At 37.7% G+C, this 16,972-nt stretch carries 8 protein-coding genes; 5 read left to right on the top strand and 3 right to left on the bottom strand.

Going from position 1 to position 16,972, the window contains the following annotated elements:
* Positions 1-3: 3 nt before the first annotated feature.
* Positions 4-3,657 carry a phosphoribosylformylglycinamidine synthase gene (gene purL / locus P700755_RS15450; protein WP_015025575.1) on the bottom strand — a complete coding sequence of 1,218 codons (3,654 nt, stop codon included), beginning with the start codon at positions 3,655-3,657 and terminating at the stop codon, positions 4-6.
* Positions 3,658-3,798: 141 nt separating this feature from the next.
* On the opposite strand from purL, the gene P700755_RS15455 reads away from it, so the two are divergent.
* The 4 genes from P700755_RS15455 (at position 3,799) to recG (ending at position 12,480) form a co-directional block, all read left to right on the top strand.
* The gene (locus P700755_RS15455; protein WP_015025576.1) at positions 3,799-4,866 is read left to right on the top strand and encodes a DUF3810 domain-containing protein; all 1,068 of its coding nucleotides are present in this window, start codon (positions 3,799-3,801) and stop codon (positions 4,864-4,866) included.
* Between the two features lie 18 nt (positions 4,867-4,884).
* Positions 4,885-7,875: an amidohydrolase family protein gene (locus P700755_RS15460; protein ID WP_015025577.1), complete on the top strand. Its 2,991-nt coding sequence runs from the start codon at positions 4,885-4,887 to the stop codon at positions 7,873-7,875.
* A gap of 1 nt (position 7,876) precedes the next feature.
* Positions 7,877-9,169, top strand: a complete 1,293-nt coding sequence (locus P700755_RS15465; RefSeq protein WP_015025578.1) for an amidohydrolase family protein — start codon at positions 7,877-7,879, stop codon at positions 9,167-9,169.
* A 1,208-nt stretch (positions 9,170-10,377) separates the two neighbouring features.
* A complete protein-coding gene (gene recG, locus P700755_RS15475; RefSeq protein WP_015025579.1) occupies positions 10,378-12,480 on the top strand; it encodes an ATP-dependent DNA helicase RecG in 2,103 nt (700 codons plus the stop codon).
* A 1,319-nt stretch (positions 12,481-13,799) separates the two neighbouring features.
* On the opposite strand, the gene mnmE is transcribed toward recG, so the two are convergent.
* Positions 13,800-15,212, bottom strand: a complete 1,413-nt coding sequence (gene mnmE, locus P700755_RS15480) for a tRNA uridine-5-carboxymethylaminomethyl(34) synthesis GTPase MnmE (protein WP_015025580.1) — start codon at positions 15,210-15,212, stop codon at positions 13,800-13,802.
* A 142-nt stretch (positions 15,213-15,354) separates the two neighbouring features.
* On the opposite strand from mnmE, the gene P700755_RS15485 reads away from it, so the two are divergent.
* Positions 15,355-15,714: a DUF4870 domain-containing protein gene (locus P700755_RS15485; RefSeq protein ID WP_015025581.1), complete on the top strand. Its 360-nt coding sequence runs from the start codon at positions 15,355-15,357 to the stop codon at positions 15,712-15,714.
* Between the two features lie 130 nt (positions 15,715-15,844).
* On the opposite strand, the gene dnaN is transcribed toward P700755_RS15485, so the two are convergent.
* On the bottom strand, positions 15,845-16,966 hold the full coding sequence (gene dnaN, locus P700755_RS15490) for a DNA polymerase III subunit beta (RefSeq protein WP_015025582.1): 1,122 nt from the start codon (positions 16,964-16,966) through the stop codon (positions 15,845-15,847).
* Positions 16,967-16,972: the final 6 nt, after the last annotated feature.

Below are 16,972 nucleotides of genomic sequence, written 5' to 3' on the forward strand. Positions count from 1 at the left end.
GTTTTAGTGTTTATTTAACCAGTATTTTGCATTTTGAAAGGCTTCAATCCATGGTGAAACCTCATCTTTTCTATCTTTTGGATAATGGGCCCAGTTCCATGAAAAAGTGGAACGTTCTAAATGAGGCATCATTACAAGATGTCGTCCTGAATCGTCACATAACATAGCAGCATTGTAATCTGAACCATTTGGGTTACAAGGAAATTCTTCTCTGAAGTATTTTGCAGGAATGGAATATTTAGATTCTTCTAAGGGTAAGTGAAATTTACCCTCACCATGTGCTGCCCAGATTCCTAAAGTAGAACCTTCAAGGCTTTTTAGCATAATGCTATTGCTATCAGCAATATCGACCGCGGTAAATCTACATTCAAATTTTCCAGAGTCATTATGAAGCATTTTAGGTTTTTCCTTATGGTGAGGAGTAATGAGTCCTAGTTCTATGAACAGTTGGCAACCATTACAAACTCCTATAGATAAAGTGTCTTCTCTATCGAAGAAATTACGCAGAGCCAAATTAGCATTTTCATTGTATTTAAAAGTGCCTGCCCACCCTTTAGCACTGCCTAAAACATCAGAATTGGAAAAACCGCCTACCGCTGCTATAAACTGAACATCTTCAAGGGTTTCCTCACCAGACATTAAATCTGTCATGTGAATGTCTTTCACATCGAATCCAGCTAAGTGCAGGGCTCTAGCCATTTCTCGTTCACTGTTAGATCCCTTTTCTCTTATAATAGCTGCTTTAACTCGTTGGCCTTTTACAGCTTTTAGTGTTCCATCAAAATGCTCTGGAAACTTAAATTTTAAAGCATTATGTTTAAAATTATCGTGACGTTCTTTGGCTTTTTTCTCACCACTTTGGTGCTTGTCGAATTCATAAGAGGTTTGCATCCAATGCGTTCTGTACATATCGATATCAAATTCTAAATTTTGATCTTTATGAGAAATCTTGAGTGCCCCAGAGGCATTAACTTCCCCTAAATATAAAGGCTCAATACCAAGTTCTTTAAACTCATTTGTGATCTCGTCATTGACTTGAAAGACAATACCAGAATTTTCTGAGAACAGAATTTTAAAAATATCTTGTTCTTTAAACTTTGAAAGCTGGATATCAGCTCCAAGATCATTGTCTGCAAAACACAATTCAAGCAGCGTTGTTATCAAACCACCAGAAGAAATATCATGTCCACTCGCTATTTTATGATGTTTAATTAAGGTTTGAACAGCATTAAACTTCTTTTTAAACTCATCATCCTTATGAATCCCAGGTGCTTTAATTCCTAATTTACCTAAGGTTTGAGCAAAAGCAGAACCTCCTAATTGCAAGCTATGCTGAGATAAATCTAAATAGTAAATAGAACCACTATTTTTCTGAAACATAGGTTCCACAACATTTGTAACGTCATTACAATTTGCTGCGGCAGATATAATAACGGTGCCAGGGGAAAGCACCTCTTTATCTTTGTAGCGTTGCTTCATCGATAAGGAATCTTTTCCGGTAGGGACATTGATTCCTAAATTAATGGCAAATTCTGAAACGGCCTCTACAGCATCATACAATCTCGCATCTTCACCAGGATTATGACATGGCCACATCCAGTTGGCAGATAATGACACTGAAGTGAGATTGTCTTTTAGGGGAGCCCAAATAAGGTTCGTGAGGGCTTCAGCAATAGAATTTTTGGCACCAGCAACAGGATCAATAAGTCCAGAAATGGGGGAGTGACCAATAGAACTGGCAACCCCCTCTTTGCCGTTGTAATCTAAAGCCACCACTCCACAGTTGTTGAGAGGAACTTGAAGCGGGCCAAGGGTTTGCTGCACGGCAACTCGTCCAGTCACACAGCGATCTACTTTATTCACTAGCCAGTCTTTACAAGCTATAGATTCCAGCTGAAGCAGTTTTTCTACGTAGCTGTAAATATGGTCTGGATTATAGGTTATGTCACTATACTCTCTATGTACTCTTTGATCTTTCATGAAGGTCTTTGGAGAACTTCCAAACATATCTTCAAGCTTAAGATCTAGAGGTTTTTCTTGAGTTTTAGAATTCTTAAAAACAAATTGATGATCGTTAGTGACCTTCCCAACTCTGTACATTGGCGACCGTTCACGCAAGGCAACTTTTTCTAAAAACTTAGAATCTTCTTCACTAATGACAAGTCCCATGCGTTCTTGGGATTCGTTACCAATAATCTCTTTTGCGGAAAGCGTTGTGTCTCCTACAGGAAGTTTGTTGATATCGATATGGCCTCCTGTGTCTTCTACCAATTCGCTTAAGCAGTTTAAATGTCCACCAGCGCCATGATCGTGAATGGAACGAATAGGATTATGATCTAGCTCCACCATGGCTCTAATAGCATTGGCTGCTCTTTTTTGCATTTCAGGATTAGACCGTTGTACAGCATTTAATTCAATATTACTGTTAAATTTACCAGTGTCCGAAGAAGATACCGCAGCACCTCCCATTCCAATTCTATAGTTGTCTCCACCAAGAATAACAATATCATCATTTTCTTGAGGCAATTCTTTTATAGCCTGATTGGCCTTGCCGTATCCGACACCTCCAGCTAGCATAACGACTTTATCGTAAGCTAAAAGTCTGTTGTGTTCTTCGTGTTCAAAGGTGAAAAGAGAACCATTGATGAGGGGCTGCCCAAACTTATTACCAAAATCTGAAGCCCCATTGGAGGCTTTAATCAAGATATCAAGCGGACTTTGATACAGCCAGTCTCTTTCAGCACTTACTTTTTCCCAGGGTTTATCATCTTTTAATCTTGGATAAGCAGTCATATACACGGCAGATCCAGAAAGAGGCAAAGATCCTTTTCCTCCAGCTAGCCTGTCTCGTATCTCACCACCGCTTCCCGTTGCTGCCCCGTTGAAAGGTTCAACAGTAGTTGGAAAATTATGAGTTTCAGCTTTTAAGGAAATGACAGAACTGAAAGTTGAGTTTTTATATTCTGAAGCTATGTCTGGTCTTTGCGGAGCGAATTGCTCAACGTGAGGCCCTTCGATAAAAGCGACATTGTCTTTGTAGGCAGAAACGATTGTATTGGGATGCGTTTCAGAAGTTTTTCTAATCAGTGTAAAGAGGGATTCTTTTTGCTCTTCTCCATCAATAATAAAAGTACCATTGAAAATTTTATGACGACAATGTTCCGAGTTGACTTGAGAAAAACCGAAAACTTCAGCATCGGTAAGACGACGATTCAATTTTTTGGATAACTTTTCTAAATAATAGACCTCCTCGCCATTAAGCGCTAAACCTTCCTTTTGATTGTAAGCGGCGATGTCCTCAATTTCTAAAACTGGTTCTGGTTCTATATGGATTGTAAACAGATTTTGATCCAATACACTATACTTTTGAAAAAGCATTTTATCAAAACGCGTTTCCTCAGAAGTTACTTCATGAAATTCTTCAATCCTTGAAATTCCTTCAATTCCCATGTTTTGAGTAATTTCTACTGCATTGGTACTCCATGGAGTGACCATAACTTGTCTAGGCCCTATATATTGACCCTCCAAATGTTTTTTATCAACAAACTGAGCATCGCCGAAGACCCATTTTAGTTTTTTGATAGTTTCGTAATCTGGTCGTTTATCTATGGAAACAGCGAAGCGATGCGTCGATTCAGCCTTGAAGAAGATTATCATTTCTTGATGAATTAAAGATGTGTTTTGACGCCCTCAAAATTACGATAAATATGTGAGTATTTTTAGAATTTGATTAAGTTTGACCTAAGTGTAGAATTACAGATTTCTAGATCGCTAAAAATTAATTTTAAAATTGAATTCTTGAGAAACACCATCCTAAAGTTACTGGCTATTTTTTTCCCAATTCAATTGCTTTTTATTTATATCCTTAAGGGATTTCCCGATTTGGTAGAAACCTATTACAGCCAGTCTTTTTTTGTTTATATCTCCCAATTACAACACTTTTTAACGTCATGGATTCCTTTTTCTATCGGCGACCTATTTTATTCAGCTATGGTATTAATCATTCTGGGATGGCTTATTAAGCTTATAAGGCGAAAAACTAAAAGTCTAAAGACGATGCTGCTAGAAGCTTTTGCATTTGTCTCCTTAATCTATTTTTTATTTCACGTATTTTGGGGGTTTAATTATTATAGGCTTCCGCTTCATGACTCTTTAGGAATTTCTACGGAATATAACAAAGCAGACTTATTGGAATACATTTGCGATCTCATTCAACAAACCAATACTCTACACTCTCAATTGGTGAGTGAGGACAGTTTGAAGGTTGACTATGATTTTACACAAAAAGAAGTTCAAGATCTGGTATTTAAGGCTTACCAAAATACAGATAATACCGATCTAAAAATTTCTTATCGCATAGAAAACCTAAAGCCTTCTTTGTTTTCGTTGCCGCTTTCCTACGCAGGATTTAGTGGATATGTGAATCCATTTACGAATGAAGCTCAGTACAATTATAAGATTCCTACGTATAAATTTCCAACAACGATGGCTCACGAGATCGGACATCAGTTGGGCTTTTCTAAGGAAAATGAGGCTAATTTTATAGCCTCAATAATTACTATGGAAGACAGCAATAAATTTTTACGTTACTCAGGTTTAACTTTTGCTTTAAAGTACAGTCTTAACGATATGTATAAAAAAGACCCAGTCTTATCAGGGGTTCTAATCTCTGATTTGCATCCTGGTATTCTCAAAAACTACCAAGAAGTTCAAAACTTTTGGGAAGCTTATTCAGGTCCAGTAGAGTTAATTATGGAAAAAATATATGGCAATTATTTAAAAGTCAATAACCAGCCCCAAGGCATAGAAAGTTATAGCTATGTTGTCGCGTTACTGGTTAATTATTATAAACAACAATCTCATTAACCATAAAATTTAATCTCAATGAAACAAAATGTCTTCTTATTATTTTGCTTATTTAGTTTGAGTCTTTTTGCTCAGGATTATTTTCCTGACAATAAGGCTGTAAAAACTAGATCCAGCAATTATATCGCCTTGGAATCTGCGATTATTCATATTTCTCCAACAGAGACTATCGAAAATGCAACTCTTCTGATCAAGGATGGAAAAATTGTAGAGGCTGGTAAAAATGTAAAATTACCTCAGAATACAGTTAAAATTGACGCCAATGGAAAACACATCTATCCGTCATTTGTTGAAGTCTACTCAGATTTTGGAATCAAGGATATCCAAAAAGCGCCAAGTTCTAGTCAGCCACAATATGAGCCTAATAGAAAAGGATACTATTGGAATGATCATGTAAGACCAGAGCAATCTGCAAAATCTCATTTTAAATTTGACGAAAAAACTGCTGCAACTATGCGTAAAGCTGGTTTTGGAGCAGTAAATACGCATGTTACTGATGGATTCATAAGAGGAAATGGTGCTTTAATGGCATTAGTGGAGGGTGATAACTTCAACAGTAACCTGCTGAATGAGAATTCAGGTATGTATTATGAATTTAGCAAAAGCAAACAGTCTAGACAAGCTTACCCAAGTTCTATAATGGGATATACTGCTTTATTGAGACAATTTTATCATGATAGCAAAGCTTATCAAAACAAAATTATAGAAGAGAAAGATCTTGCTATTGAAGCGTATCTTGCTAAGAAAAGTCTACCCCAATTATTTTCTGTAGACGATTATCTGGATGCTTTACGGGCCGATAAGATTGGAGATCAATTTGGAGTGCAATACACCATCATTGGATCTGGAGATGAATATAAAAGAGTAGAAACCATAAAAGCGACCAACGCTCATTTTGTGCTGCCTTTAAAATTTCCAGATGCTTTCAATGTTGAAGATCCTTTCCTAAGAGATTATCTCTCTTTGGGGGAGATGAAACACTGGCAGTATGCTCCAGTGAATGCTAAAATCCTTTCAGAAAATGGAATAGACATATCATTTACAACTAAGGGTCTAAAATCACCAGAAGATTTACTTAAAAATCTAAAAAAGTCAGTTGACTTGGGCTTGGATAAAACCATAGCTTTTGCAGCTTTAACCACTCAACCTGCAAAAGTTATCGGTGCTTCAGACCTTTTAGGAACTTTGGAGAAGGGTAAAATTGCCAATTTTATTATCACGTCTCATGAATTATTTGAAGATGAATTTAAAATTCATGAAAACTGGGTTCAAGGTCACCGCCATAGTTACGAGCCTTTGGATGTTGTGGATATTTCAGGCAACTATGATTTGGTTTTTAATGGTGAAACTTTCGATATGGCCATCAAAAACAAATCTGGAAAATTCTCTGTTGAAGTTGTAAAAGATACTTTAAAATTAGGAACTAAACTCAATTATGAAGAGGACTGGATGACTCTAATTTTGAATGATACTGACAAATCAAAAGAAGAGTATGCTATTTTATCTTCAAAAATAGAGCCTTTTCAATCTAGTTTCAGTGGTAAAGTTATTTTAGCAAATGGGGATACAACAGGTTTTAAAGCAACGCAAAAAACAGAGGAATCTTCAGAAAATTCAGAAAAGAAGGATGAAGAGGAGGAAGAAGAAAGCATGGAAATGCTATCGATGTCTTATCCTAATCTGGCTTATGGAAGAGATGAAGCCTCTACAGAATCAGAGCGTTTACTGATTAAAAACGCCACAGTGATTACTGGAGAATCTGAAGGAACGCTGGAAAATACAGACGTTTTACTCAAGGACGGAAAAATCGATAAAATTGGTAAAGACTTGAGTGATAGAGGTGCAAAAGTTATTGATGGAACTGGTAAGTTTTTAACGGCAGGAATAATAGATGAGCATTCTCATATCGCGGGAACTTCCATAAATGAAGGAGGGCATAATTCCTCTGCAGAAGTCACTATGGAAGATGCCGTAGATCCTGATGATATAAGTATTTATAGAGCAATTGCAGGTGGAGTCACCAGTATACAATTGTTACATGGATCTGCAAATCCAATTGGTGGACGTTCTGCTATTTTAAAATTGAAATGGGGAGAGAACGCAGAAGATCTTATTTATAACAATTCACCAAAATATATAAAATTTGCCCTTGGGGAAAATGTAAAACAATCCAACTGGGGTGGTAACTCAAGATTTCCACAAACTAGAATGGGGGTGGAGCAAGTGTTTAGAGATTACTTCTCTAGAGCTAAAGCTTATGGCGAGAAAAAAGCTACAGGTGAGCCTTATCGATACGATGATGAAATGGAAACTCTACTTGAAATTATCAATGGAGAGCGATTTATCAGTTGCCATTCTTATGTTCAAAGTGAAATCAATATGCTGATGAAAGTAGCCGAAGAATTTGATTTTAAGGTCAACACATTTACCCATATCTTGGAAGGTTATAAGGTGGCCGATATCATGAGAGAACATGGAGCAGGTGCTTCTACCTTCAGCGATTGGTGGGCTTACAAATACGAAGTAAAAGATGCAATCCCCTTCAATGCCTCTATCATGCACAACCAAGGTGTTACTGTAGCCATAAATAGTGATGATGGCGAAATGATAAGACGCTTAAATCAAGAAGCGGCTAAAAGCATGAAATATGGTGGAGTGTCTGCTGAAGACGCCTGGAAATTTGTCACGCTTAATCCTGCAAAACTTCTTCATCTAGACGATAGAGTAGGAAGTATAAAAGAAGGAAAAGATGCAGATGTTGTCCTTTGGAATGCAGATCCTCTTTCCATTTACGCGAAACCTGAAAAAACGATTATAGAAGGGGTTGTGTATTTTGATATCGAAAAAGATAAAGTGATGCGCGATCAAATTCAGAAGGAAAGACAATTCTTAATCCATAAAATGATGAAAGCTAAAAATAAAGGTTTAAAAACTCAGCCTATTCAAAAGAAAGAGAAAGCCTTTTTACACTGCGATAGTTTAGACGATATTAACCACATACACGAATAAGATGAAATATATACATATACTATTAAGCTGTGTCGTTGCACTGGCCTCTACACAATTTATAAATGCTCAACAAACCCCAGCCCCACAGCAAACTGAAACTATTTCGATAGTGGGAGCGACCGCTCATATTGGTAATACGGATGTCGTTGAAAATTCTGTAGTGGTTTTTGAAGATGGAAAAATAACTTATGTCGGCACAGATACCTCACAAGCAAAAGGGAAAACCATCGATGCTAATGGGAAACATGTCTATCCTGGCTTTATAGCTCCCAATGCTACTTTAGGCCTTGTAGAGATTGATGCTGTTGCCGCTACGGACGATAAAGATGAAATGGGTAAAATGTTACCTCACGTTAGAAGTTTAATCGCCTACAACGCTGAAAGTCAAGTCGTAGAAAGTATGCGTCCCAACGGTGTGTTGATGGGCCAGATTACACCACAAGGTGGGCGTATTTCTGGAACTTCTTCTATTGTTCAATTTGACGCTTGGAATTGGGAAGATGCGGTTATTAAAGAAAATGATGCTATTCACTTAAATTGGCCTAATGGGTTTAGCAGAAGTGGAAGTTGGTATGATACGGATAGAGTTTGGGAGAAAAATAAAGAGTACACCCAAGAAATAGATGAAGTGGTGGCTTACTTTAAAAATGCTGAAGCCTATGTTCCTGGCTCTAAAGAAAAAGACTTGGAATTTGAGGCCATGGACGGATTGTTTGACGGTTCAAAAGGTTTATTTATCCATGTGGATGGCGAAAAGGAAATCAAAGATGTGATTAGCTTTAAAAGAAAAATGGATCTAAACAGAGTGACTATTGTTGGTGGATATCACGCTTATAAAGTAGCTGCCGATTTAAAAGCTAATGGTATTTCTGTATTGATACAACGGACACATCTCAATCCAAATTTTGAAGATGATGATTATGATTTACCCTATAAATTGCCGAAATTACTTAGTGATGCTGGCGTTTTAGTAGCCTTGGAAGGAAGTGGGCGTATGGAACGTATGAATTCTCGAAACCTACCATTTTATGCAGGAACTGCTGCTGCATTTGGAGTGGATAAGGAATTGGCATTACAGATGATCACCCTTAATACAGCAAAAATTCTTGGCATGGAAGATCAAATTGGTTCTCTTGAAGTGGGAAAAGATGCTACCCTTTTTATCAGTGAAGGCGATGCCCTCGATATGCGAGGAAATATTTTAACCAAAGCTTTTATACAAGGAAGGGATATAAGTTTAGAGACTCATCAAACGGAATTGTACAAAAGGTATTCAAAAAAATACGAAGACTAGTTTTTAAAAGTTTATCATAAAAGAAGCTGCCCTGAATAGGCAGCTTTTTTTTATGATAAACTTTTGGCTTCGACGAGGAATCTCAATGTCATTCCGACGGAGAAGCTCTTTTTGCTTCGACGAGGAATCTTTTTGTTTTCGAAAGGGGTAGATTCTTCAGTCGCGAAAAGCTCTTTCAGAATGACAGCAGCATCTTTTCATTCCGACAATAAGAGGAATCTCAATGTCATTCCGACAGAGAAGCTCTTTTGCTTTGACGAGGAATCTATGTGCTTTCGAAAGGGACAGATTCTTCAGTCGCAAAAAGCTCCTTCAGAATGACAGTGGCGTCTTGTCATTCCGACAGAGAAGTTTTTTGGCTTTGACGAGGAATCTCAATGTCATTCCGACAGAGAAGTTTTTTTGCTTCGACGAGGAATCTTTTTGTTTTCGAAAGGGATAGATTCTTCAGTCGCCTATCGGCTCCTTCAGAATGACAGCGGCGTTTTGTCATTCCGACAGAGAGGCTCTTTTTGCCTTGACGAGGAATCTTTTTGTTTTCGACAGGGATAGATTCTTCAGTCGCCTATCGGCTCCTTCAGAATGACAGCTGCGTTTTGTCATTCCGACAGAGAAGTTTTTTTGCTTCGACGAGGAATCTCAATGTCATTCCGACAGAGAGGCTGTTTTTGCCTTGACGAGGAATCTCAATGTCATTCCGACAGAGAAGCTTTTTGCTTCGACGAGGAATCTTTAGTTTTTCGACAGGGATAGATTCTTCAGTCGCCGAAAAGGCTTCTTCAGAATGACATCAGCGTCTTGTCACTCCGACAGAGAAGCTTTTTGCTTCGCCGAGGAATCTCAGTGTCATTCCGACAGAGAAGCCCTTTTGCTTTGACGAGGAATCTTTTTGTTTTCGAAATGGATAGATTCTTCAGTCCCCGAAAAGGCTCCTTCAGAATGACATCAGCGTCTTTTCATTCCTACGATAAGAGGAATCTCAATGTCATTCCGACAGAGAAGCCTTTTGCTTCGCCGAGGAATCTCAGTGTCATTCCGACAGAGAGGCTCTTTTTGCCTTGACGAGGAATCTTTTTGTTTTCGACAGGGATAGATTCTTCAGTCGCGAAAAGCTCCTTCAGAATGACAGTGGCTAAATATCTTTTCAAGAGAAAGGCTTTTTTTATGTATGAAATTCAAATTTTAGCAAAATATATTATATTCGTATTATGGACGCAAAAACCCTACAAACACCCATCGAATACTTAAAAGGTGTTGGGCCCAATAGAGCAGATTTATTGAAAACTGAACTGCATATCCATAGTTTTCAAAATTTACTTGAGTTTTTCCCATTTAGATATATAGATAAGTCTCGCTTTTATAAAATATCTGAGTTGCAGGATAATTCTGCTGAAGTTCAAATTATCGGAAAGATAACAGGGGTGCGGACTCTTCCTATGAAACAGGGTAAGCGGGTGGTTGCAAACTTTCAAGATGATACTGGCAGTATAGAGTTGGTTTGGTTTCGAGGTCACAAATGGATTTTGGAAAACGTGAATACGAATGCGCCTTATGTCATTTTTGGTAAATTGAATAATTTCAATGGTAGTTTTTCGATGCCACATCCTGAAATTGAAGAGTTGGAAAAAGCCAAAACAAAGTCTAACGTTAAAATGTATCCGGTATATCCTTCTACTGAAAAATTAAGCAAAAGAGGGATTTCCAATCGTATGATAAGCACCTTGATGTTTGGGTTGCTTGAACAATCAGGTAATTTTAGCGAAACCTTACCCTCTTCGATCATAGCGGATCTAAAGTTAATATCGAAGACAGAAGCCATGATTAATGTCCATTTTCCTCAATCTTCAGAGCTTTTGGCAAAAGCGCAATTCCGACTCAAGTTTGAAGAGTTTTTCTACATCCAATTGCAGTTACTTAGAAAAAATGCGGTTCATAAATCAAAAATTAAAGGCTTTAGGTTTAAGCAAGTGGGTGAGTATTTCAATGCGTTTTATAACACTGTTCTTCCATTTGAACTTACTGGTGCTCAAAAGCGAGTACTGAAAGAAATACGCAAAGATCTAGGAAGTAATGCTCAGATGAATCGCTTATTACAGGGTGATGTAGGCTCAGGAAAAACCATAGTGGCTCTTATGAGTATGTTGATAGCTATAGATAATGGATTTCAGGCCTGTTTGATGGCACCAACCGAAATTCTGGCTTCACAACATTATGAGGGCATTTCAGAATTATGTGAACCTATAGGCGTTCAAGTGGAGATCTTGACAGGTTCCACCAAGAAGAAGGATAGAAAAGTATTACATGAACGCCTTCAAAATGGCGAATTGCATATTTTAATCGGTACCCATGCGCTTATTGAAGATACCGTAAAATTCAAAAACATCGGTCTAGCCGTTATCGATGAGCAGCACAGATTTGGAGTTGCACAGCGTGCTAAACTATGGAAGAAAAATACGTTACCTCCTCACGTACTAGTAATGACAGCCACACCTATTCCTAGGACTTTGGCTATGAGTCTGTATGGCGATTTAGACATATCTGTGATCGATGAATTGCCGCCAGGAAGGAAACCCATCAAAACCGTACATCGCTTCGATAGCAATCGCTTAAAGGTTTTCAAATTTATAAAAGATGAAGTCCATAAAGGTCGCCAAGTGTATATCGTTTATCCACTAATTGAAGAATCTGCCAACTTTGACTATAAAGATCTAATGGACGGCTATGCAAGTATAGAACGCGAATTTCCAAAACCCAAGTATCAAATTTCAATTGTTCATGGCAAGATGAAGCCTCAAGACAAAGCTTACGAGATGGAACGCTTCGTTAAAGGAAAAACACAGATCATGGTCGCCACCACTGTTATAGAAGTTGGCGTTAACGTCCCTAATGCCAGTTTGATGATTATAGAAAGTGCTGAGCGTTTTGGCTTATCACAGTTACACCAATTGAGAGGTCGAGTAGGGCGAGGGGCAGAGCAGAGCTATTGTGTTCTCATCACAGGGAAAAAATTAAGTGCTGATGGGAAAACTCGGATGGAAACCCTGACGGGAACCAACGACGGATTTGAAATCGCTGAGGTAGATTTAAAATTGAGAGGCCCTGGTAATCTGATGGGAACCCAGCAAAGCGGCGTTCTCGAATTAAAAATTGCTGACTTGGTTAAGGATAATCAGATTTTAAAAATTGCTCGGAGCTATGCCCACCATGTTATCAAGGCCGATCCTAATTTCAAATTAGAGGAGCACCACATGATCAATGTGGCCTTCAGAGCCCTATTTAATGATAAGACGATTTGGAATTATATAAGTTAGAGTTTGTCCTCGTCGAGGAATCTCTTTGTCATTCCGACAGAGAAGCTCTTTTGCTTTGCCGGGGAATCTCAATGTCATTCCGACAGAGAAGCTCTTTTTTGCTTCGTCGAGGAATCTCAATGTCATTCCGACAGAGAAGTTCTTTTGCTTTGACGAGGAATCTTAATGTCATTCCGACAGAGAAGTTTTTGTCTTCGACGAGGAATCTATGTACTTTCGATAAAAAGAGATTATTCAGTCGCTGAAAAAGGCTCCTTCAGAATGACAGTAATGTGTTGTCATTCCGACAGAGAAGTCCTTTTGCTTCGACGAGGAATCTATGTGCTTTCGATAGCTAAGATTCTTCAGTCGCTGAAAAGGCTCCTTCAGAATGACATCAGCGTCTTGTCATTCCGACAGAGAAGTTCTTTTGCTTCGACGAGGAATCTTAATGTCATTCCGACAGAGAAGTTTTTGTCTTCGACGAGGAATCTATGTACTTTCGATAAAAAGAGATTATTCAGTCGCTGAAAAAGGCTCCTTCAGAATGACAGTAACGTGTTGTCATTCCGACAGAGAAGTCCTTTTGCTTCGACGAGGAATCTCAATATCATTCCGACAGAGAAGTTTTGTCTTCGACGAGGAATCTATGTACTTTCGATAAAAAGAGATTATTCAGTCGCTGAAAAGGCTCCTTCAGAATGACAGCAGCGTCTTGTCATTCCGTCAGAGAAGTTTTTTGCTTCGACGAGGAATCTATGTGCTTTCGATAAAAAGAGATTCTTCAGTCGCTGAAAAGGCTCCTTCAGAATGACAGCAGCGTCTTGTCATTCCGTCAGAGAAGTTTTTTGCTTCGACGAGGAATCTATGTGTTTTCGACAGCTAAGATTCTTCAGTCACCAAAAAGGCTCTTTCAGAATGACAACAGCGTCTTGTCATTCCGATGATAAGAGGAATCTCAATGTCATTCCGACAGAGAAGCTTTTTTGCTTCGACGAGGAATCTATGTGCTTTCGACAGTTAAGATTCTTCAGTTGCGAAAAGCTCCTTCAGAATGACAGCAGCATCTTGTCATTCCGACAATAAGAGGAATCTCAATGTCATTCCGACAGAGAAGTTTTTGTTTTCGACGAGGAATCTATGTACTTTCGATAAAAAGAGATTATTCAGTCGCTGAAAAAGGTTCCTTCAGAATGACAGGGAGTAGCCTGAGATACCTTCTTCAGAATGAACTGTGATTAAAACAAGCTTTTGATTGATGATTTTTGTTATATATTAACGCTATTTTTAATAATTTCTCACACAAAGTTTTTCCTTAAAAAATATTTCAATATCAAATTTTACTTTCCAATACAGAAATTAGCGAATATATTCCCAAGCAATTCATCATTGGTGACTTCTCCTGTAATCTCTCCAAAATGGTATAAAGCCTGTCTTATATCTATCGCAAGTAAGTCTGTGGTTAAGTTCTCATTAAGTCCTTCTTGAACTTTATTGATCTCTTCCAAAGCCAATAACAAAGCATTGTAATGTCTTGAGTTGGTCACAATGGTATCATTATTCCTTAACGCTCCATCATCTACAAAGCTGAGTAATCGAGTTTGGATTTCTTCTATGCCCGTTTTATCCTTGGCTGAAATAAAAAGTAGATCCTCAAATTCTTTGGTTAATAAATCTTTATTCTCTGGGGAAAGCAGGTCGGCTTTATTTGCCAGTAGGAGGAAAGAACGTTCTGGAAAGTCGGTTTCCAACTGATGTATATCTGCTTTAATGCGTTTCCATTCGGTTGTTCTTAACTTTTGCTGGTCATCAAAAAGTTTGGGGCTGTCTATCAACTTAATAATGACTTGGGACTGTTTAATTTTTTCGAAGGTTCGCTGTATACCCAGTCCTTCAATAGTGTCTTGTGTTTCACGAATGCCAGCGGTATCTATAAATCTAAAACCTATACCTCCCATAGAAATCTCATCTTCTATGGTATCTCGAGTAGTACCAGCAATTTCACTTACAATTGCTCGTTCTTCATTGAGCAAGGCATTCAATAAAGTAGATTTGCCCACATTAGGTTCACCAACAATAGCAACTGGGATACCATTTTTAATGACGTTTCCCACAGCAAATGAATCGATAAGCCGTGATAAAACTTTCTGTATTTTTAGGACCAAAGCTTGAAATTGCTCGCGGTTGGCAAATTCAACATCTTCTTCAGAAAAATCGAGCTCAAGTTCCATTAAAGAAGCAAAATCTAAGAGTTCTTGTCGGAGTTCTTGAATTTGGTTTGTAAATCCACCACGCATTTGTTGCATAGCTAGCTGGTGACTTGCAGCATTATCGCTAGAGACCAAATCGGCCACTGCTTCAGCCTGACTCAAGTCCATTTTACCATTTAAGAAGGCTCTTAATGTAAATTCTCCAGGCTGCGCGGTTCGGCATCCTTTTTTAATTAATAATTGAATGATTTCCTTTTGAATAAAAGAGCTCCCGTGACAAGAAATTTCAACAGTGGGTTCACCAGTATATGACTTATAACCTCTAAAAACGCTCACTAAAACTTCATCTAATATGCGTTGCCCGTCTTGGATAGTCCCCAGTTGCAACGTATGACTTTTTTGGTCTAAGATGGAAATTCCACTTTTAGCTTCAAATAGAGGAGAGCATAACTCCAAGGCTTCGTTTCCGCTCACACGAATCACTGCTATAGCCCCATTTCCAGAAGCAGTTGCTAGAGCAATTATGGTATCATTATTTATCATGATGCAAATCTACAGTCTGTTTCTTTAATAAACATATAATTTGATTTAGAATTAAGACCTTGATGATTTGTATCTTAAGATTTACTTGTTAAAATTTGTAACGAATTTGAAAAGAAGCAGTCTTATACTAAAACAATGATCCATGGAAGCATATCAAGACCCATTATTAAGAGAGGATAGACAACTCTTATTGTTTACACACCTTTCGCAATTACTCAACCTCATTACAGGTTTTGGTGGATTTATTGTTCCTTTAGTGATTTGGCTGACCCAAAAAGATAAGGTAGAGCATATGGACCAGCAAGGGAAAGATATCTTAAATTTTCAGTTGACAATGATTATTTTGAGCCTCATATCTATTCCACTTATGTTCATCATAATTGGATTTATTACTATAGCCATTGTTGCCTTGCTAACTATAATTTTTCCTATCATAAATGCTATAAAAGCAAATAATGGTGAACCGACGTATTACCCTTTTAGCATTAAGTTTTTCAATTAATAGAACTGTCATAAATAAGTCTTCGTAAATACAAAATTTCTCTGTATTAAAAAAATAGGTTTTTGTTTGTTTGAATAACAAAAGCCTCCAATTTGGAGGCTTTTGTTATTTTATAAAATGATGGAATTAATTATTGATTCCCTAGCATAACTGGCATGACAAGCATGGTGATGTGTTCGCCTTCTTCCAAGCCATCTACCGGAGTTAAAATTCCAGCTCTGTTTGGTAAACTCATTTTTATTTTGATATCCTCCGAATTTAAGTTATTCAACATTTCTGTTAGAAACTTAGAATTAAATCCAATCGTTAAGTCATCTCCTTGGTAATCACAAGTTAAGCGCTCTTCTGCTTTATTAGAATAATCTAGATCTTCTGCAGAAATATTTAATTCTGCTCCTGCTATTTTTAAGCGGATTTGATGAGTGGTTTTATTAGAGAAAATCGAAACTCTTCTCACAGAACTTAAAAATAAAGAGCGATCTATAGTTAACGTGTTTGGGTTTTCCTGTGGGATGACGGCTTCATAATTGGGATATTTGCCATCAACCAATCGACAGGTTAACTCTAAATTTTCAAAACTGAATTTTGCATTAGATTCATTAAATTCTATTTGAACATCCTCTTCACTCCCTAAAAGTACACCTTTCAAAAGGTTTAAAGGTTTCTTAGGCATGATAAACTCGGCTGGCTTGTCTGCTTTTATATCTGTTCTAGAATATTTTACAAGCTTATGAGCATCTGTACCTACAAAAATTAAAGCTTCTGGTGTAAATCTGAAAAAGACACCGTTCATCACTGGTCTTAAATCATCATTTCCTGTAGCAAAAATAGTTTTGTTAATAGCTGTCGCTAAAATATCACCAACCAAAATAGTTTGACTAGGATCCTCAATACTCACAGGAGAAGGAAAGTCTTCTGCATTCGCATAGGCTAAAGCATACTTTCCTTGTTCAGAACTTATTTCAATAGTATGATTGTCCAGTTTGTGAAAGGTTAGTGGCTGTTCTGGAAACGATTTAAGCGTATCTAGCAATAACCTAGCAGGAACAGCAATTTTACCTTGGTCACTAGATTCTACATCTAAGGCAGAACACATAGTGGTTTCTAGATCTGAAGCTGATATCTTTAGGGAATTATGATCCAATTCGAATAAGAAATTATCCAAAATAGGCATCGTATTATTGTTGTTGATCACACCTCCAAGAGTCTGAAGGTTTTTCAACATATATGTACTAGAGATAATAAATTTCATATGGCT

Source organism: Psychroflexus torquis ATCC 700755, from assembly GCF_000153485.2.
Lineage (GTDB): Bacteria > Bacteroidota > Bacteroidia > Flavobacteriales > Flavobacteriaceae > Psychroflexus > Psychroflexus torquis.